Origin of the sequence: Haloferax gibbonsii, from assembly GCF_001190965.1 — an archaeon.
GTDB lineage: Archaea > Halobacteriota > Halobacteria > Halobacteriales > Haloferacaceae > Haloferax > Haloferax gibbonsii.
On record NZ_CP011947.1, the window covers coordinates 658,881 to 677,575 of the forward strand.

General features: G+C 72.5%; 18 protein-coding genes. 16 read left to right on the forward strand and 2 right to left on the reverse strand.

The window, feature by feature from the left end:
• Nucleotides 1-52 precede the first annotated feature (52 nt).
• Entirely contained in the window at nt 53-1,135 is a 1,083-nt protein-coding gene (locus ABY42_RS03545) for a tubulin/FtsZ family protein (RefSeq protein ID WP_004972763.1), read from the reverse strand.
• 114 nt (nt 1,136-1,249) lie between these two features.
• Here ABY42_RS03545 and ABY42_RS03550 point away from each other — a divergent pair, with 114 nt between their 5' ends.
• From ABY42_RS03550 to ABY42_RS03605, 12 genes are all read left to right on the forward strand, one after another.
• The gene (locus ABY42_RS03550; RefSeq protein WP_050458733.1) at nt 1,250-1,816 is read left to right on the forward strand and encodes a DUF7310 family coiled-coil domain-containing protein; all 567 of its coding nucleotides are present in this window, start codon (nt 1,250-1,252) and stop codon (nt 1,814-1,816) included.
• Nucleotides 1,813-2,274, forward strand: coding sequence for a DUF7311 family protein (locus ABY42_RS03555; RefSeq protein WP_050458734.1), 462 nt, complete (start codon nt 1,813-1,815; stop codon nt 2,272-2,274). Before ABY42_RS03550 ends, ABY42_RS03555 begins: the two co-directional genes overlap by 4 nt.
• 32 nt (nt 2,275-2,306) lie before the next feature.
• A complete protein-coding gene (locus tag ABY42_RS03560; protein WP_050458735.1) occupies nt 2,307-4,289 on the forward strand; it encodes a type II/IV secretion system ATPase subunit in 1,983 nt (660 codons plus the stop codon).
• Nucleotides 4,283-6,058, forward strand: a complete 1,776-nt coding sequence (locus ABY42_RS03565; protein ID WP_050458736.1) for a coiled-coil domain-containing protein — start codon at nt 4,283-4,285, stop codon at nt 6,056-6,058. Before ABY42_RS03560 ends, ABY42_RS03565 begins: the two co-directional genes overlap by 7 nt.
• A gap of 90 nt (nt 6,059-6,148) precedes the next feature.
• Nucleotides 6,149-6,619 (forward strand): DUF7283 family protein, encoded by a 471-nt coding sequence (locus ABY42_RS03570; RefSeq protein WP_050458737.1) that lies wholly within the window; start codon nt 6,149-6,151, stop codon nt 6,617-6,619.
• The gene (locus ABY42_RS03575) at nt 6,597-6,989 is read left to right on the forward strand and encodes a DUF7285 family protein (protein ID WP_050458738.1); all 393 of its coding nucleotides are present in this window, start codon (nt 6,597-6,599) and stop codon (nt 6,987-6,989) included. Before ABY42_RS03570 ends, ABY42_RS03575 begins: the two co-directional genes overlap by 23 nt.
• Nucleotides 6,986-7,873 carry a DUF7284 family protein gene (locus ABY42_RS03580; RefSeq protein ID WP_050459886.1) on the forward strand — a complete coding sequence of 296 codons (888 nt, stop codon included), beginning with the start codon at nt 6,986-6,988 and terminating at the stop codon, nt 7,871-7,873. The genes ABY42_RS03575 and ABY42_RS03580 overlap by 4 nt, the downstream gene beginning before the upstream one ends.
• The gene (locus ABY42_RS03585; protein WP_050458739.1) at nt 7,861-10,926 is read left to right on the forward strand and encodes a DUF7286 family protein; all 3,066 of its coding nucleotides are present in this window, start codon (nt 7,861-7,863) and stop codon (nt 10,924-10,926) included. Before ABY42_RS03580 ends, ABY42_RS03585 begins: the two co-directional genes overlap by 13 nt.
• A gap of 57 nt (nt 10,927-10,983) precedes the next feature.
• Nucleotides 10,984-11,403: a DUF5791 family protein gene (locus ABY42_RS03590; RefSeq protein WP_004972745.1), complete on the forward strand. Its 420-nt coding sequence runs from the start codon at nt 10,984-10,986 to the stop codon at nt 11,401-11,403.
• Nucleotides 11,400-12,296 (forward strand): SDR family oxidoreductase, encoded by an 897-nt coding sequence (locus ABY42_RS03595; protein ID WP_004972743.1) that lies wholly within the window; start codon nt 11,400-11,402, stop codon nt 12,294-12,296. Before ABY42_RS03590 ends, ABY42_RS03595 begins: the two co-directional genes overlap by 4 nt.
• Before the next feature lie 101 nt (nt 12,297-12,397).
• Nucleotides 12,398-13,582, forward strand: a complete 1,185-nt coding sequence (locus tag ABY42_RS03600) for a DHH family phosphoesterase (protein ID WP_004972741.1) — start codon at nt 12,398-12,400, stop codon at nt 13,580-13,582.
• 66 nt (nt 13,583-13,648) lie between these two features.
• Entirely contained in the window at nt 13,649-14,740 is a 1,092-nt protein-coding gene (locus tag ABY42_RS03605) for an aldo/keto reductase (protein ID WP_050458740.1), read from the forward strand.
• 45 nt (nt 14,741-14,785) lie between these two features.
• On the opposite strand, the gene ABY42_RS19715 is transcribed toward ABY42_RS03605, so the two are convergent.
• A complete protein-coding gene (locus ABY42_RS19715; protein ID WP_004972738.1) occupies nt 14,786-14,956 on the reverse strand; it encodes an HVO_0758 family zinc finger protein in 171 nt (56 codons plus the stop codon).
• Between the two features lie 158 nt (nt 14,957-15,114).
• Here ABY42_RS19715 and ABY42_RS03610 point away from each other — a divergent pair, with 158 nt between their 5' ends.
• From ABY42_RS03610 to ABY42_RS03625, 4 genes are all read left to right on the forward strand, one after another.
• Complete coding sequence (locus ABY42_RS03610) at nt 15,115-16,275, forward strand: MFS transporter (RefSeq protein ID WP_004972735.1); 1,161 nt, start codon at nt 15,115-15,117, stop codon at nt 16,273-16,275.
• Between the two features lie 92 nt (nt 16,276-16,367).
• Nucleotides 16,368-17,474: a glycosyltransferase family protein gene (locus ABY42_RS03615; protein ID WP_050458741.1), complete on the forward strand. Its 1,107-nt coding sequence runs from the start codon at nt 16,368-16,370 to the stop codon at nt 17,472-17,474.
• A complete protein-coding gene (locus ABY42_RS03620; protein WP_050458742.1) occupies nt 17,471-17,959 on the forward strand; it encodes a DUF7109 family protein in 489 nt (162 codons plus the stop codon). Before ABY42_RS03615 ends, ABY42_RS03620 begins: the two co-directional genes overlap by 4 nt.
• Before the next feature lie 29 nt (nt 17,960-17,988).
• Complete coding sequence (locus tag ABY42_RS03625) at nt 17,989-18,585, forward strand: NUDIX hydrolase (protein ID WP_050458743.1); 597 nt, start codon at nt 17,989-17,991, stop codon at nt 18,583-18,585.
• Nucleotides 18,586-18,695 lie beyond the last annotated feature (110 nt).

Genomic DNA, 18,695 nt, shown 5'->3' on the forward strand with positions numbered 1-18,695 from the left:
GAAAAAGTGGAATTATGTGGTCGTTAGTCGCGCCAGTGTTGGCCGGTCGCCATCACAGCAGGTCGTCGAGGTCGTCGTTGTGCCACATCTCTTTGGGGTCCTCTCGCGTTTCGGTCTTCGCCTGGTCGATGGCCTCGCGGGCGCGTTCCATGAACGACTCGACCCGCTCGGAGCGCTCGACGCCGCCGAGGAGGACGAGCGACGCGAGACGGCCGCTCTCCAGCGGGAAGTCGCCGCCGCGGACCTGCAGGCTGCCGGTCTCCTCTTCGACCCAGCGGCGCGCTCGCTCGACGCCCTTCCGCGGGATGGTGTCGGGTTCGCCGGCGATGATGACGAGCGCAGAGTCCGCGTCGCTGGCGTCCGGCAGGCTCGTGCCCGTCAGCACGGCGCGACGGGTCGTGCTCATGACCGCGTTGATGTTGTCCTCGGCGTCGGGAGAGGCCTCGGCGCTCGCGTAACCGAGCGCGGCGATGCCCCCGGAACGGAGGGTGTTGATGACCTCAGAGGTGTCGACGACGCTCTCACCGACGCCCTCGGTCGCCTCGCCGGCCGCCAAGAGCAGACCGACCCGCCGGGCGATGGCGTCGTTGATGGCGTCGTAGCCCTCGCTCATCGACTCGCCGGACGAGCGGAAGGCGTCGTTGTCGACGAGGAGGACGGCGTCGGACTCGCGGGCGATGGTCTTGAGCGAGCGGCCGGCGTTCACCTGATACATCGCTCCTTCGTCTTGTCCGGGCAGGATTCCGAGGACGTACACCGGCACGTCGTAGACGCGGCGGAGCGCCTTCGCGAGGACGGGCGCGCCGCCGGACCCGGAGCCGCCGCCGAGCCCGGCGACGACGAAAATCGACTCCGCTTCGGCCGTGACGCGGCCGTCGAGGGCGGACATGACCTCGGTCTGGTCCGCCTCCATGACCTCGGCTCCGAGCTCGTTGTCGCCGCCGACGCCGTGACCGTTGACGCGGTCTTGGCCGATGAGCACGGTCTCGACCGGAAGCGGCTGGAGGTCCGCTTTCGCGGTGTTCACCGCGACGGCGTCGAGCACCGCGCCGAACCCCATCTGTCGGTCGAACGACTGGAGGGCGGTGGTGAGCTTCCCACCCGCTTGGCCCACACCAATCAGGACGGTTTTCATACCACAGTCCACTCCGTCGCTCGTCTTGAACGTTCCCCACGGGAGAACTGCTCGGCCGCTCGAACCCCGTTCAACCCCGGAGCTTTATCAGGGATAACGGGACCAGGCCGCCCCATGACAGCCGACCCAGTCCACTTCGACGCTGACGGTGACGCAGACGCCGGCACGCCCGCTTCCCGCGGACCGGTCGCGGCGGACCACACCGCCGACCGCACTGCCGACCTCGCCGCGCGGCTCGACGCGGTCGAGCGAACCATCACCGACGGCGACGCCGACTTCTCGTCGCTGGAGGACCTCGCGTCCGTCGAGCGTCGGGTCTCCAAGCTCGAATCGGCGGTCGAGTCGCTCACCGAGCGCCTCGACGAGGTGGACGCCGCGACGCAGGCGGTGCGCGGCTACCTCGGCGGCGTCCGCGCGGTCAACGAGGACGTCGAGCGCCGGGCGAACGCCGCGCTCGCCAAGGCCGAATCGCTCGAAGCCGACCTCGTCGACGAGACCGCGTCTCCCGCGCCGTCGCAGTCGGCTGACACACTCGCTGCGGAGGCGGTGTCGCACGCCGAACGACCCGCCGACGGGCGCGGCGGTACTCCCAGGCGCGAACCTAGCAGCCGAGCCACCGACTCCCGGGCCGCCGACTCCGCCGACCGCGGACTGGCCGCCCGCCTCCGCGACGCGCTGTGATTCGCGTCGTCCTCGCGTGCCTCCTCGCGGTCGCCATCGCCGGCGTCGTCTTCCCGGCGGCCGACGCGGCGAGAGCGGACGCGACGACCGTGAAAATCGGCTCGATGGCCGACGACGTCGCGCACGCCGCGACGGCGCTCGCGGCCGCGGAAGACCCGACACCCGCCGGTGTGGCGGGTGCGCGGCGTCACGTCGTCCTCGACGTTCCCGTCGGGTCGTGGCGGGCCGCCGGCGTCTCCGAACTCGCGGTTCGCGGCGGCGACGGCGTCGAACTCTCGGCGAGCGTCGCCGGCGGCCCGACCGTCGTCCGTCGCGTCGGCGGTCCTCGGATTCGCGTCGTCGGCGACCGACTCGTCCTCGGGCCGGGCGAACACCGACTCAGGCTGACGCTCGAAGCCGACGCGGGCGGTTCGGTCGTCGTCCTCGCCCCCGCGACGGCCGACCCGCCGGCGGCGTAGGTTCAAATACCCGGACGGGACCACGCCCCCGTATGCCCCTCGACTCCTCTTCCATCGGACCCCTCTCCGAAACCGTCGCCGCGGCGCTCCCGGACGCGCTCGGCGACCGCCTCGCCGACGCGACCGGCGTTCGGGTCGCACCCCGCGATTCTCCCGACGAGTGTGGCTGTGTGACCGCGTTCTCGACGCCCGCCGACCGCCCCGACGACGACACCGTGACGCTCGCGGTCGACGCCGGGGACTGCCCGCACCGCGGGTCGCTCTCGACCGCGCCCGCCTGTCGAGCGACGGTCGTGGGCGCGCTCGAAACCCGCGACGCCGACCGGCTCGTCGTCCGCGCCGACGGACTGGAGCGCCGGTACGACGACGCCGCGACCGGCCTGCTCGTCGCCGCCGGCCGGTTCGCGGAGCGCGTCCGCTTCCGCGACGACCGCCTCGCCGACCGCGCCCGCGAAGACCCGCTCGGGGCCGCCCACGAGGCGACGGGTCGCGCGGGGCCGGTCCGCCGCGCGGCCATCGAGACCGGACTCGCAGCGGGTGCGTCTCGAAGCGCCGACTACGGCGACGCGCTCCGGGCGGTCGTCGGCCCGACGCTCGCGCGCTCCCGAGTCGACCCCCGTCCCCCGGCCGACGGGCGACTCGTCGGAGCGACCGACCTCGACACCGGCGCGGTCGCCCGCCGGTACGAGAGCGCTCGCGGCCCCGTTTACCACCTCACGCCGCCCGAATCGGCGCTCGACCAGCGCGCGGCGCGGACTCTCGAAGCCGCCCACGACAGACTCGCCAGCGGTGCCGTCGACGCCGGCCCGCGCGCACCGGGCCGCGCCGTCAGACTCGTCGCCGACCCGGACGACCCGGTCGAGACGCTCGCGGCGATACTGGCGAAGCACACCGCGGGCCACGGCGTCCTCGACGACCTGTTTTCCGACCCCGCGGTCTCGGACGTGTACGTCTCGACGCCCGCCGACGAGAACCCGATTCGCGTCGTCGCCGACGGCGTCTCGATGCCGACGAACGTCCGCCTCGCCCCCGGCGGGGCGGAGTCGCTCGCCTCCCGCCTGCGTCGCGTGAGCGGCGCGTCGTTCTCCCGCGCCGACCCGACGCTCGACACCGTGGTCGAGGCCGGCGGCGCGACCGTTCGGGTCGCGGGCGTGACCGCGCCCGCCAGCGACGGCCTCGGCTTCGCGTTCCGCCGCCACGACGAGACGCCGCTGACGCTCCCCGCGCTCGTCGCCAACGGGACGCTCTCGGCCGAGGCCGCGGCGCTCTGCTCGCTCGCGGTCGAACGCGGTGCCTCGGTCCTCGTCGCCGGGTCGCGCGGGGCCGGCAAGACGACGTTCCTCGGCTCGCTCCTGTGGGAACTCCCGCGCGACGTTCGCACGGTGCTCATCGAGGACACGCCGGAACTCCCGGCGTCGAGTCTGCTGGACGCCGACCGCGACGTGCAGACGCTCCGAACCGACACGACCGGCGGCCCCGAACCGACGCCGCAGGAGGCGCTTCACGCGGCGCTCCGGCTGGGTGACGGCGCGCTCGCCCTCGGCGAAGTCCGGGGGGAGGAGGCCGCCGTGCTCTACGAGGCGATGCGCGTCGGGGCGAACGCCAACGCGGTCCTCGGAACGATTCACGGCGACGGGGCCGCCGACGTGCGCGAGCGCGTCGTCTCCGACCTCGGCGTCCCGGCGTCGTCGTTCGCCGCGACCGACCTCGTCGTCACCTGCGAGCGCGCGAACGCTCACCGGGTCGCACGCGTCGAGGAGGTCCGGCCCGTCGGCGACGACGCGACGTTCGAGACGCTGTTCGAACACGACGGACGCACCCTCGAACCGACGGGGTCGGTCGCGCGCGGCGACAGCCTCGCGGTCGAGTCCGTGGCCCGTCCCGACGAGTCGTACGCGGACGTACTCGACGCGCTCGACGCTCGCGCTGCGCGTCTCGAATCGCTGGCTGACACGGGACGAACGACGCCGGACGACATCGCCGCGGCCCGTGCGGAGCGTGGTTCGGGATGCTGAGTCCGGACACGGCCACGAGCACGGGAGCGGGAGCGGACTCCGCTTCGACTCGGATACTTCACTCGGCCGCGACGACGCTCGCGCGGCTCTCGCCCGACTCAATCGACGCCGAGCCGAGCGACGACCTTCGTCGGTCGCTCGCGTTTCTCGGCTCGAATCTCGCCCCCGAGACGGTCGTCGCCGCGGGCTACGGCTCGTCGCTTCCCGCCGGGCTACTCGGCGGACTGGTCGCCCATCTCGCTCGACTCCCGACCGTCACGGTCGTCTTCGTCGCGCTCGCGGCCGCGCTCGGTGCGGCCCACGCGATTCACACGCTCCCGGTCTGGCTGGCGACGCTCCGCCGGACGCGGGCGCTCGGGAACGCGCCGGAACTCGTCGGCCGTATCGCGCTCCGGATGCGCATCGAGCCCTCGGTCGAGCGGGCCAGCGCGTTCGCCGCGCACGGCGGCGACGACCCGCTTTCGGCCTCGCTCGCCGCACACGTCGACCGCGCCCGCGGGACGCCGACGGCGGGGCTCTCCGAGTTCGCCGACGCCTGGCGCACGTGGTTCCCGGCGCTCGACCGCTCGACCGCGCTCCTGCAGACCGCCGCCGACGTTCCCGCCGGCGAGCGCGACCGGGCGCTCGACCGGGCCCACGAGGTCGTCCGCGAGGGCACCCGCGACCGCCTCGCCGACTTCGTCGGCTCCGTCCGCGGGCCGGTGACGGCGGTCTACGCCTTCGGCGTCCTGCTCCCGCTCGCGCTGGTCGGCGCGCTCCCGGCCGCCCGCGTCGCCGGCGTCGGCGTCACCGCCGGGCACGTCGCCTTCGTCTACGACGTGGCGCTTCCCGCCTGTCTCCTCGCCGCGGTCGGATGGGTGCTCGTTCGGCGGCCGGTCGCGTTCGCGCCGCTCTCGGTCGACGCGTCTCACCCCGCGGTCGACGACCACCGCGCTCTCGGCGTCGCCGGTGGCGCAGTCGCCGGAATCACCGGCTTCGTCGCCGCCGACGCGCTCGTCGCGCCGTGGCTCGCGCCGCTCGCCGTCGTCGGCATCGGAACCGGAACCGCGCTGTTCGTCGCGGCCCGCCCGGTCGTGGCGCTCAGAGCCCGCGTCCGCGCGGTCGAAGACGGCCTCTCCGACGCGCTCTACCTCGTCGGTCGCGCCGTCGGCGAGGGCGAGGCCGTCGAATCCGCGCTCGCCCGCGCGGCCACCTCGGTCCCGGGCGAAACCGGCGACCTGCTCGAAGAGGCCGTCGGCGTCCAGCGTCGCCTCCGCGTGGGCGTCGTCGAGTCGTTCCGCGGCGAGTACGGCGTCCTCGAATCGACGCCGAGCCCCCGCGTCGCGGGCGTGGCGACGCTCCTCGGCCTCGCCGCCAGCGAGGGTCGACCCGCCGGTCGCGCAATCGTCTCGATGGCCGACCAGCTCTCGGCGCTCTCCCGACTCGACGCCGAGGCCCGCCGCGAACTCGCCTCGGTCACGGAGACGCTGTCGAACACGGCCGCCGTCTTCGGGCCGCTCGTCGCCGGTGCGACCGTCGCGCTCGCCGACGGGATGGCCCCCGCGAAGACGCTCGACCAGACGGCCGTCGCGACGCCGCTTTCGACCGCCGACCTCGGGCTGGCCGTCGGCGCGTACGTCCTCCTCTCGGCGGTCATCCTGACGACGCTCTCGGTCGGCGTCGAACACGGTCTCGACCGTCACCTCGTGGCCTCCCGCGTCGGCCGCGCGCTCGTCTCGGCGACGACGACGTTCGCAGTCGCGTTCGCCGCCGCGGGGACGCTCGTCTGAGTCGCGGTCCTCGGGACGCTCGTCACCGGTTCCGTTTCCGTCGCCGTCCCGTGCTGAGGTTTATATACCCGGACGGGACCACCCCGGTCTATGCTCGACGCACCGCTCGATACGCTCTACACGTGGGCCGCACTCTCGGTGGCCGCGACCGTCCTCGTCGGGACGGTCGCCGGCCTCCCGACGGCGCCCGCGCCCGACGCCTCGGGAGTCGCCGACGCCGTCGACGCCGTGGCCGTCGCCGAGTACGACGCGACCGCCGAACACGAACTCGACGCCGACGCCGTCCGCATCGGCTCGCACCGAATCGGCCTCCGCAACGACGGCGGCGCGGCGCACGCCGCGTTCGCCTTCGGCCCGGTGACGCCGGCGACCCCCGACTCCCGGCTCGGGTCGGTCGCCGCCGGCGCGTCCCCGAGCGCCGTCTTCGACTCGCCCGCCGCGTTCGCCGCCGCGGCCGAGACCGCACGCGACCGGAACGTCTCGTGGCGGCCCGCCAGCGAACCGCTCGTCGTCCGCCACGTCACCTGGGAGGGAACCGATGTCACCGTCGTCTCGGCGTAGGGCGCAGACCTCGCCGGTCGCCGCGCTGACCGCGCTGTTCGTCGTCTGCGCGGCCATCTCGGGCTACGCGACGGTCCTCGACGACTCGCTACCGACGACCGACCGCGACCTCGCGCCGGCGACGCTGTCGAACGTCGAGTCCGCCCTCGCCGACGACTCCGGCGTGGTCGTCAGCTCCCGGCTCTCGGACGCGCTCGACGCCTGTCCGGACGGGTTTTCCTGCCGCGTCGTCGTCGCGGTCGACGGCGACCGCCGCGCCGTCGGCCCCGCCGCGCCTACCGACGCCGACGCCGATTCGACTCGGGTCAGCGTTCGCGTCGAACCCGGTCGCGTCGGCTTCGGGACGCTCCGCGTCGAGGTGTGGCGATGACCGACCTCGTCTTCGACGTGACCGTCTGCTTGCTGCTCGTGACCGCGAGTATCGGTCTCGTCGTCACCGCTGACGCCGGCGCAGACACCGGAATCGACCGTGACACCGCCGCTATCGACGCCGACGGGGTCGCCTCGTCGCTGGCGACGAGCACCGCGACGGTCACCTACTCGCTCGCCCCCGGCGTCGAGGCCGCGGACCCGTCGCTCCTCGATGCCGGCGGCGTCGACGCCCGCGAACTCGACCGAACCGCGCACAGCAGCCTCGCCGGCCTCCTCGCCCGCGCGACACTCGGGGCGGTGACCGTCGACGGCGTTCGGCTGACCAGCGCCCGCGACGACTTCCGGGCCCGGGCCGCCGCCCGCGTCGCGTCCGAACTCCCGACTCGCGGCGTCTCCGTCGCCGTCGCGTGGACGCCGTTCCCCGGTGCGCCGGTCCGCGCGACCGACGCCCTCGGACCCGAACCGCCGTCCTCGGAAACGGTTCACTCCGCGACGCTCGACGTGCCGAGCGGGTTCCCCGCGGCGCGCGAAGACGCTGTCGCCGCCAGCGACGACGGCTTCGACGCCGTCGCTCGCGTCGCTGCGAACCGGACCGTCGCCGGGCTGTTCCCGCCCGCGCTCGCCCGCCTCGCGCTCCGCGGCGACGAGCCGGTTTCGACGCTGATGACCCACCGGTACGAACGAGCCGGCGCGCTGGTGAACGCCTCCGTCGCGCCCGAAGTCGCCCGCGAGGAGACCCGCGCCGCCAACGCCGACCTCGCGGCCGCGCTGGCGCCGCGCTTCGCCGACGCGATGCGCGCCCGGTACGACACCCCGCGCGCCGCCGCCGAAGCGGTCTCCGTCGGACGCGTCACTGTCGTCGTCAGGACGTGGTCGGCGTGAGGCTCGCCGACGACGACCGCGGTCGGGTGCCCTTCGCCCTGCTCGGCGTGTTGCTCCTCGTCGGGAGCGCGACGTTCTCCGGCGCGCTCTCGGCTCACGACCCCGTTGCCGACCGCCGCGTCGACGACGCGATGGACCGCGCGACCGCACAGGCCGACGCCGCCGTCCGCGCGGCGGTCGGAGACGCGGCGCGCGAGGCCGCGGCGAACCCCGTCACCTCGCCCGCGAACACGACCGTCGGGCGACTGCTCTCCGAGGAGCGAACCTTCCGCGACTACCTCAGGCTCCGAATCGCCCTCGCCGCGACAGAGCGGCTTCGGGCCGTCTCCGTCGCCCGCGGCGACGTGAACGCGACCGCGACCCTGCCGCGACCGACGAACGAGTCGGCCCTCCGCGACGCGATGGACCGCGTCTCGATTTCGGGCCGCGAGAACGGGACCGTCCTCGTCGCGACCGTCGAGAACGTCTCGGTCGAGGTCGCTCGCGGCGGTCGCACGGTCGCCGCCGAGTCCGTCACCGCGACGGTCGGCGTCCGGACGCCCATCCTCGCGCTCCACGACCGAACCGAGACCTTCGAGCGCCGCCTCGACGCGAACGCGCTGGACGGCGGCACGCTCGACGCGACGGTGACGACCGCGCTGTGGGTCTCGGCGTGGTCCCGCGGCTGGAGCCAGTACGCCGGCGCGCCCGTGGACAACGTCGTCTCGAACGACCACGCGGCGCTGGCGACGAACGCCGGCGTCCTGCTCGCCGAACAGCAGGCGTTCGGAACCACCGACGCCGATGCTCGCGGGGCGACCGGGCGTGCCGCCGTCCACGCGGGTGCCCGGAGCCTGCTCTCGCAGACCGGCGTTCCGGCCGCGCCCGAACTGGCGAACGCGCTTCCCGCACCGAACCCGTCCGCCGAGTCGGCCGCGAACGAGATTCCGACGAACCGGACCATCGACGCCTCCGTCGGCTCTGCGGCCGACCACGCGCTGGTCGGTCTCGTCGACGGCCACGGCGACGCGCCCACCTCCGACGACGTGGTCGCGGACGCCCATCGCGCCACCGTCGCAATCGAATCCGACGCGACCGTCATCTCCCGGAGCGACGACCCGCCGGTCGACCTCGGAACCGAGTGGGAACTCGTCGACACCGCGACCGAGACGGCTTCGTCGGTCGAGACGGTGGCGACGCGAACGCCGGCGCTCGAAGCCGATACCGTCGTCGTCGACGCGGGCTCCCGCATCGTGACGACGAGCGAGACGACCACTCGGACGTGGCGTCGGGGCAACGAGACGTTCCACACCGAAGAAACGACGGAGACGAGGACGCGCGTCGACCTCGCGGCCGTCGTGGACCCGGCCGCCGTGTCCGCCCCGGAACGACCTCTCGACCCGGCGGTCGAACCCGGCGGCGCGCTCGACGGCGAGAACTTCGCCGCGGCCGCGGACGCGGCCGAAGACGCGGTTGCGACCCGCGGCGGCTTCGATGACCTCGCCCGCGACGTCGCCGACGGCGACGCGCCCGCCCGACAGCAGACGACCGCACCGATGGCTCCCGGCCTCGACCGCTGGATTCGCTCCGACCTCGTCGCGCTCGCCGACCGCGTCAAAAACCGCAGTGTGACGGTGTCGGCTCGGCGGGTCGCCGCGGGCGAGGTGAACCCCGCCGCGGAACTCGCCGCCGGACTCCGCGCCGACCGTCCCGAACTCGTCGGCGCGCCGGCCGCCTACGACGGCGTCTCCGACCGGGCGCGCGTCGCGGTTCGCGCCGCGTACCTCGACCGCGTGCTGGCGGCGCTCGACCGCCGGGCGAACCGGACCGCGGCGGCGACCGGCGCGGCCGACGACGCGAGTACGGACGCGAACCTCGGGTCGCTCTCGGAGGCGGTCCGAGCCGAGGAGGTCGCTCGCGCGACGCTCGGCGAGACCCGAGCGGACGGCGCGAACGGAACCGGCAACGAAAACGGCGTCCGCTTCGTCCCCGACGCGGACCCGATGTACCTCTCGCTCGGCGGCCTCTCGGGGTCCGCGATGCCGACCGTCTCCCGCGGCGGCACCTACCACCCGCTCGTCGCCCGCAACACCAACCTGTTCACGCTCCCCTACGGCGACGCCGCCGACACCGTCCTCGAACCGGTGTTCGGCGCGAACCGCCGCGTCCCGCTCCGCGTCGCGGCCCGCGCTCTCCTCGCCGCCGACTCGACGCTCGCGGCGACGAACGGCACGAACGAGACGCTCGCCGACCGGCGCGACAGGCTCGAAATCGCGGTCGACCGGTCGACGGTTCCCGCCGAAGAGGCCGCCAGAGACACGCTCCGCGCGCACACCGACCGCTCGATGACGGAGCGTCAGCGGATTCTGGAGCGCGCGCTCGGCGAGTGGGACGACCCGGCCCACCGGGCGCTGGCGGTGACGAACGGCTCCGCGGCCCGCACAATCGCCGTCGAGGCCGCCGGCGCGGGAACCGTCGAGGCCGACCTTCTCGAACGCCGCCTCGACGAGGCGTTCCGAACTGTCCGCCGGGACCGCTCGACGACGGTCCCACAGCGGCTCACGAACCGGACCGTCGAGACGACGCGGACCGCCCGTCAGCAGGCCGTCGCCGACACGGCGACCGACGCGGCGATGAGCGCCACCGAGAAGGCGGTCACCGACCGCGTGAACGACACGCTCGATTCCCGCTTCGACACGTCGTTCAAGCGCGTCCCCGCCGGGATGCCCGTCGCGCCCGTCCCGGGGTACTGGTACGCGACGGTCAACGTCTGGGACGTGGAAGTGGCCGGCGAGTTCGCGCAGTTCCGCGTCCACGCCCGCGGCGACGCCGAATCCCTCACGTACGCCCGCGACGGCTCGACCGTCGCTCTCGACTGGGACGGCGACGGCGTCGCGGAGACGGTCGGCCACGGCGACCGCGTCACGTTCGACGTTGAGACGACAATCGTCGTCGCGGTGCCCCCGTCGGGCGTCGGCGTCGGCGACATCGACGGCGACGCGGACGAGCGCTCCGAGGGCTGGGCTGGCGGACCGGGATGCACCGTCGCGGGCGACTGCCATGCGGACGGGTAGCCGCCAATACGACCCGAGTGGCAACCGTTTTGCCGCCGGAACGCCGAATCGCGGTGTATGTTGCACGACGCCGCCGCGGAGCCCGGAACCCTCTCGGCAGACGAGTTGCGAGCCGCCTACGAGGACGAGATTCGCCGCGCAGTCGACGCCGCCGGGTCGGAGACGGCCGCCGAGGCCGCCGGCGTCTCGGAAGCCGCGCTCTCGAACGGCGTGTTGGACCTCACGCTCGAACAGGCCGCCGCGGTCCTCGAACTCGCCGACGGCAACCCCGACGCCGACGCCATCGTCTGGGAGTTCCGCGACCACCTCCTCATGGGTATGACGAGCGGCATCCTCGACGTCGACACGCTCGCGGCCGAGGTCGACCTCGACCTCTCCGGACAGGAGATTCAACAGGCAATCGAGGGGCGCACGGCCGCCACGCTGAACGAACTGGCCGCCATCCACCACGTCATCGCCGTCCGAAACGAACGATGAGAGTCGCCATCCTCGGCTGCGGCTACGTCGGCCTCGAACTCGCACGCACGCTCGTCGCCGACGACCACGACGTATGGGGCGTCCGCCGCTCCGACGACGGCCTCGCCGCCGTCGAAGCGACCGGCGCGGAAGCGGTCCGCGCCGACGTGACTGACGCCGACTCGCTGGCGTCGGTCCCCGACGTGGACCACGTCGTCTTCGCCGCGAGTTCCGGCGGCCGCGGGGCCGACGCCGCCCGGACCGTCTTCGTCGAGGGTCTCCGAACGGCAATCGACCAGTTCGCCGCCCGCGACTCGCCGCCAGAACGCCTCGTCTACACGTCGAGCACGGGGGTCTACGGCGACCACGGCGGCGACTTCGTCGACGAGTCGACGCCGCTCGACCCGACGACCGACAAGACGCGCGTCCTCGCGGAGGCCGAGCGCGTCGCCCGCGAGCACGCCGCCGAGCGTGGAATCGAGGGAACGGTCACCCGGTTCGCCGGGCTCTACGGCCCCGACCGCTACCGGCTCGAACGCTACCTGAACGGCCCGGTCACCGCGGGCTACCTCAACATGGTCCACCGGGACGACGCCGCGGGCGTCGTCGCGTACCTCCTCGAAACCGACCGCGCCCGCGACGACACGGTCCTCGTCGTCGACGACGAACCCGTCTCGAAACACGAGTTCGCCGACTGGCTGGCCGACGAGTGCGGCGTGCCGCGTCCGGAGAAGCGTACGAAGGAAGAACGCCTCGACGTCGGCGACCTCTCGGAGGCCGCCCGTCGCCGCATCCTGACGAGCAAGCGCTGTTCGAACGACCGCCTCCGCGACCTCGGCTATTCGTTCACGTATCCGACGTATCGCGAGGGTTACCGGGCGGCAATCGACGCCTACCGGGCCGGCGACGACTGAGCGTATTCGGGGGGCGACAGGTTCGAATCCCCGAAATTCTGTCACTCAGGACAACTCGATTAGGGGGAATATTCATACGGTAGGCCCCGGTCGTGTTGTGTATGTTCGGTCCGGTGGGGCAGTTCGACACGGGTGCTATCTTCGAGTCTATCGACTCGTTCGTGCGCGCGCACCCCGAAATCGCGGCGGCGCTCGTCGTCGCGCTCGGTGCCCTCTCGCTCGTCGTCTACGCCGCGATTCGCTTCAAGCGGCCGATGGGCACGCGCTTCGCCGAGGCGCTGGAGGACGTCGACGAGGTCGCCGTCCTCATGCACCCGAACCCGGACCCCGACGCCATGGCCGCGGCGATCGGCGTGGCCTGTCTCGCAGAACAGGTCGGTACCACACCGACCATCCAGTTCGCCGGCCAGATTCGACATCAGGAAAATCGCGCGTTTCGCACCGTTCTCGACCTCGACTTAGACCCTATCGACCACGTGAGCGACCTCGCCGCCGAGGCGGTCGTCCTCGTCGACCACAACGCGCCTCGCGGCTTCGCGGGGGCAGAGGGCGTTCTCCCCTACGCCGTCGTCGACCACCACCCCGGCGACGGGACCGGCGAGGTGTTCACCGACGTGCGCACCGACTACGGCGCGTGTTCGAGCATCATCGCCGAGTACTTCCGCGACGTGGGCGCGAAGCCCGTCCCGCCGGACATGCACGCCAGCGAGGTGAACGCCTCGTACACCGTCCCCTCGCAGGTCGCGACGGGCCTCGTCTACGGGATTCTCACGGACACCAAACACCTCACGGCGGGCTGTTCGGCGGCCGACTTCGACGCCGCCGGCTTCCTCTTTCCCGGCGTCAACGAGGACCACCTCGACCGCATCGCCAATCCCGAGGTCTCCCGCGAGGTGCTGGAGGCGAAGGCCCGAGCCATCGCCGGCCGCGACGTGCGCGGTCCCTTCGCGGTCGCCGACATCGGCACCATCTCGAACGTCGACGCCATCCCGCAGGCGGCCGACGAACTCATCCAACTCGAGGGCGTCACCGCGGCGGTCGTCTGCGGCGAGCGCGAGAGCAACGTCTACCTCTCGGGTCGCTCCCGCGACGACCGGGTTCACATGGGTCGGACGCTGGAGGCCGCCCTCGACCACTACCGCGGGGCGAGCGCCGGCGGCCACGCCCGGATGGGCGGCGGCCAGATAATCCGCCCCGACGCCGTCACCGACGGCGGCAACGGCGAGTCCATCGCCCGCGACGAACTCATCGAACACGTGTTCGAGGCGCTGTCGGGCGATATCTGACTCGCAGGCGGCCGCCTCCGAACCCGGACCGGTGGCCCTTAACCGTCGGCAGCCGTAGCCCCGCCCATGGCTACAGGACGGGCGACGTGGGCCTACCGCGACCGGTTCGGTGACAGTTTCGGCCGCACCTTCTACCGCCGGTTCGGCCCCGGCGTCGTCTCCAGTATCGGCATCGGGACCTACCTCGGCGAGCCGACCGACGCGGTCGACGACCGCTACCGCGAGTCGCTCGTCTCCGCGCTCGAACACGGCGTCAACCTCGTCGACACGGCGTCAAACTACCGTCACGGCCGCGCCGAGCGGGTCGTCGGCGACGCGGTCCGCGGGGCCGACGTCGACCGCGACGCCGTCGTCGTCGCCTCGAAGGCCGGGTTCGTCCCCTTCGACCGCGAGCGCCCCGACGACCCCGGCGCGTACGTCCGCGAGACGGTCCTCGACGCGGGCCTCGCCGACCCGCACGAACTCGCCCACGGCAGCCACACCATCGCACCCGCCTTCGTCGACGAGATGGTCGACCGGTCGCTCGACCTGACCGGACTGGACCACGTCGACTGCTACTACCTGCACAACCCCGAGACGCAACTGGCCGTCGCCGACCGCGAGACGGTGTACGACCGAATCGAAGCCGCCTTCGAGGTCCTCGAACGCCGGGCCGCCGCCGACGACATCGGTCGCTACGGCGTCGCCACGTGGGAGGCGCTCCGGGTCGCGCCCGACCACGACGCGTACCTGTCGCTCCCCGAACTCGTCCGCCGGGCCGAGCGCGCGGCCGACACCGTCGGCAACGACGAGCACTCGCTCGAAGCGATTCAGCTCCCGTTCAACGTCGTGATGGCCGACGCGTTCACCGTCGAGGCCCACGACACCGACGCGGGCGAGGCGATGAGCGCGCTCTGGTACGCCCACGAGCACGGCCTGCACGCCTTCACGAGCGCCAGCCTCGCGCAGGGCGACCTCGCGACGGAGATTCCGGCGTCGGTGAACTCGGTGCTCGCCGGTGACACGGCGGCACAGCGGGCGCTCAACTTCTCGCGGAGCGCGCCCGGCGTGACCGCGGCGCTCGTCGGCGCGTCGTCGGTAGCACACGTCGCGGAGAACATCGCGGCCGGCACGTTCGACCCCCTCGGGGCGCGGACGTTCGATTCGGTGTTCGAGTGAGCGGCCGCCGGTTCCCGTCGGGCGTCCGCTGTCAGTCGGTTCGTCTTATCTGAGTTCTTTCCACTCCCGCCCGCAGTCGGCGCAGATGCGGAGGGAAAACACCTCGTCCGGGTCGTTTTTCTTCTTCAGCGACTCGCCGCACTCGGAACAGGTCAGTCGTCCGTAGGTATCCTTCTCCAACTCCCCGTCTCGAAGCCCCTTCCGCGTTGTCTTCATAGGTGTCCGTTTGTGCAACGAACATAAAAACCCGACGACGAACCCCCGTTTTCGCCCGCACGACGCGCCGACGACCCCGCTCAGTCGAAAGTGTTGTGACCCCGCGGCGCGCGGTTCCGTCCGTGTCACGTGGCCGCCTCTTCGGAACGCTCTGCGGGATGGTGCTGCTCGTCAACCTCGCGCGGGTCGTCTTCGCACCCCTTCTCGGGGAGTTCATCACGTTCTTCGCGGTCGACCGGGCCACCGTCGGCATCGTCGCCACCCTCGTCTGGCTCGGGAGCGCCGTCCTCCGCGTGCCCACCGGCTGGCTGCTCACCCGCGTTCCGAGACACCGCGTGGTGCTCGGGACCGGCGTCGTCCTCGTCGTCGCCTCGGGCGTGACCGCCAGCGCGACCACCGTCGAGACGCTGATGGTCGGCGCGGTCTCGATGGGGCTCGCCTCGGGGGCGTACTTCGTCGCCGCCAACCCGCTCGTGAGCGAGCTGTTCCCCGACCGCGTCGGCCGCGCGATGGGCATCCACGGCACCGCCAGCCAGCTCGCGGCCGTCGGCGTCGCCCCCTTCGTCACGCTCGTCCTCGCGGTCGGTCCCGACCTCGTCCCCCGGCTCCCGTTCGTCTCCGCGGCGTGGCAACTCGTCTTCGTCTGCGTCGGCCTCGCGGCCGCCGTCGTGACCCTCGCGCTCTTTTTCACGGCCCGCTCGACCGACCTCCCCGACGCGGGCGCGGCCGACCGCGACCTCCTCGGCGCGGCCCGGAGCGAGTGGCGCGTCATCCTCACCGGCATCGTCATCCTCGGCTTCACCGGCTTCGTCTGGCAGGGCCTGTTCAACTTCTACGAGCTGTACATGGTGTCGAAGGGACTGCCGGCGACGACGGCGCGCAACATGCTGACGGTCATCTTCGGCGCGGGCGTGCCGGCGTTCTTCCTCTCGGGGCGGCTCGCCGACAAGCTGCCGCGCATCCCGTACATCCTCGGCGTGCTCGTCTCCTTCGTCGTCTCGGTGTTCGTCCTGACCGTGACGACGAGCCTCGTCGGCCTCCTCGTCGTCACCGCGGTCGTCGGCTACGTCATCCACAGCCTCTTTCCGGCGCTCGACGCCTACCTGCTCGACACGCTGCCCGACGAGAGCCGCGGGAGCGCCTACTCGGTGTACTCGTTCGGCATGATGATATTCCAGGCCAGCGGGTCGGGCGTGGTCGGCACCCTGACCGACTTCGGCTACGCGTTCGACGAGGTGTTCTTCTGGTTCTCGGTCGGGCTGGCGGTCGTCGTCACGGGTCTCATCGCCTTCCAGCGCGCCGGGCGCATCCCGAACTGACCCCCCGGACCGCCCGGCCGCTCCCGGAGCGAAGCCGGCAGCCGGCTCGGCTCTCGCCGCACTTTTGCTCGCCCGGTCCCTCGACCGACACGATGGAGTACGTACAAGAGCGGGTCACGACGCTCCACGACCTCTCCGGTTCGGTCCCCGACGCCCCGACCGACCGCGCCGCCGTGGTCGTGCCGATGACGGAGCGCGAGTACGCCGGCCTCGCCGCCGAGCGGGTGCTCTCGACGCTGGAGTCGCTCTCGCCGGCGCGGGTCGTCGTCCCCCTCCGCGCGCCCGCCGACCGGGTGGCCCCGTTCGCCGACTGGCTCGACGAGTACGACCTGCCGCTCGACGTGCTGTGGTGCGACGGCCCCCGGGTCGCCGACCTCCTCGACTCCCACGGCCTCGACGGCGAGCGGGGCAAGGGCCGCGACGTGTGGCTCGCGCTCGGCTGCGCCGCCCGCGAGGAGTACGTCGTCGTCCACGACGCGGACACGAAGACCTACGACGAGCGCTACGTCCCGCGGCTCCTGTTTCCGCTCGCGCACGGCCACGACTTCTCGAAGGGCTACTACGCCCGCGTCGAGGAGGGGCGGCTCTACGGCCGGCTGTTCAGGCTGTTTTACGCCCCGCTCGTCCGGGCGCTCGAGGACGAGACTGACGCGCCCATCGTCCGGTATCTCGACTCGTTCCGGTACGCCCTCGCGGGGGAGTTCGCTGCTACCTCGGACCTCGCGTTGCGGATGCGGTCGCCGCGGAAGTGGGGCCTCGAAGTCGGCACCCTCGGCGACGCCTTCGCCCGCGCCGGCTTCGACCGGAGCGCGCAAGTCGACCTCGGCGAGTACGAACACGACCACCGCTCCGTGAGCGGGCCGACCGGCCTCTCGGACATGAGCGAGTCGGTCGGGCGGACGCTCCTCCGGGCCGTCGTGGAACACGGCGGGAGCGTCGAGTTCGACACGCTCGCGGAGCGCTACCGCGAGGCCGGGAACAGACTGGTCGAGCAGTACGCGGCCGACGCCGCGTTCAACGGGTTCGACTACGACCGGGCGGACGAGCGCGAGCAGGTCGCCACCTACGCCGAGGCCATCTCGAAGCCCGGCGAGGACACGCGGCTCCCGGCGTGGCGGGACACGTCGCTGTCGCCCGACGCGGTGCTCGCGGCCGCGAGCGACGACCTCGCCGACGTGCGGGAGGCTGCGGGCCGATGAGCGAGGCGACCTACGACGACCTCGCGGGCGTCGTCGACCTCTTCGGGGCGCTCACCCGCGAGGAACTGGAGACCGCGCTGGACGAACTCGCGTTCAAACAGGGCCGCGAGACCGACGGCGACGCCCTCTCGGACGCGATTTCCGACGCGGTCGACGCCTACTACCTCGTCCCCTACGAGGACGACGAGACGGACGCGGAACTCCTGACGGTCGGGCCGATGGCGTTTCCGACGCTCCCCGACCGGGCGGAGGACCTGCCGCACATCCTCGATTACCCCACTCGCGAGGTGCCGCGGGACGAACTGGCGACGCAGGTCGAAAGCCGTCTCCGGGCGGCGGCCGCGAGCGCGGTGCAGACGGGAGACGACGACGAAATCGATCGCCTGCTGGACGTGACGTACGACCTCGAAGCGTGGGCCGACACCGACGTCGGGTCGATTCGCGAGCGCCTCGACGCCGCGCTGGACGCGGAGGGGCAGGCCTAAGTCTCGGCATCTCTTTACGAATCGTGACGATGGACCTCGCGGGCGTCACCCGACACGAACCGGTGACCGTCGACGCGGGCCGGCGGGCGGCCGTCATCGCTCCCGTCGTGTTCCGCGACGAGCGGCCGCACATCCTGTTTACCAAGCGCGCCGACCACCTCGGCGAGCATCCGGGCCAGATGAGTTTCCCCGGCGGCGGGCGCGAGCCGAGCGACGCCGACCTGCGGGCGACCGCGCTCCGCGAGTCCAACGAGGAAATCGGGCTCCGGCCCGAGGAGGCGGCCTTTCACGGCCGACTCGACGACATCCTCACCGTGACCGACTACGCCGTCTCCCCGTTCGTCGCCACGGTACCCGACCGCGAGTACGAACCCGACCAGCGCGAGGTGGCCGAAATCGCGGTGCTCGCGGTCGACGACCTGACCGACCGCACGAACTACGAGTCGGAGCGCCGCGACCACCCGCAGTACGGCGAGATTCGACTCCACTTCTTCCACGTCGACGGCTACACCGTCTGGGGCGCGACCGGGCGGATGCTCGTGCAACTGCTCGAACTCACGACCGACTGGCGCGCCCCCGAGGAGGTCGACCGCGTGGTCGACCCCGACGCCGACTACCCGGTGTAGCGTCCCCGCTCGGCGTCTCGTTCTCCTCGGCGTACTGCCCCCGGTGCGCCCGCTCGCGGTGCCTGAGTCAGTTCCGAAAAACAGCGTCAGCGTGTCGTCGCCCCCGCGAC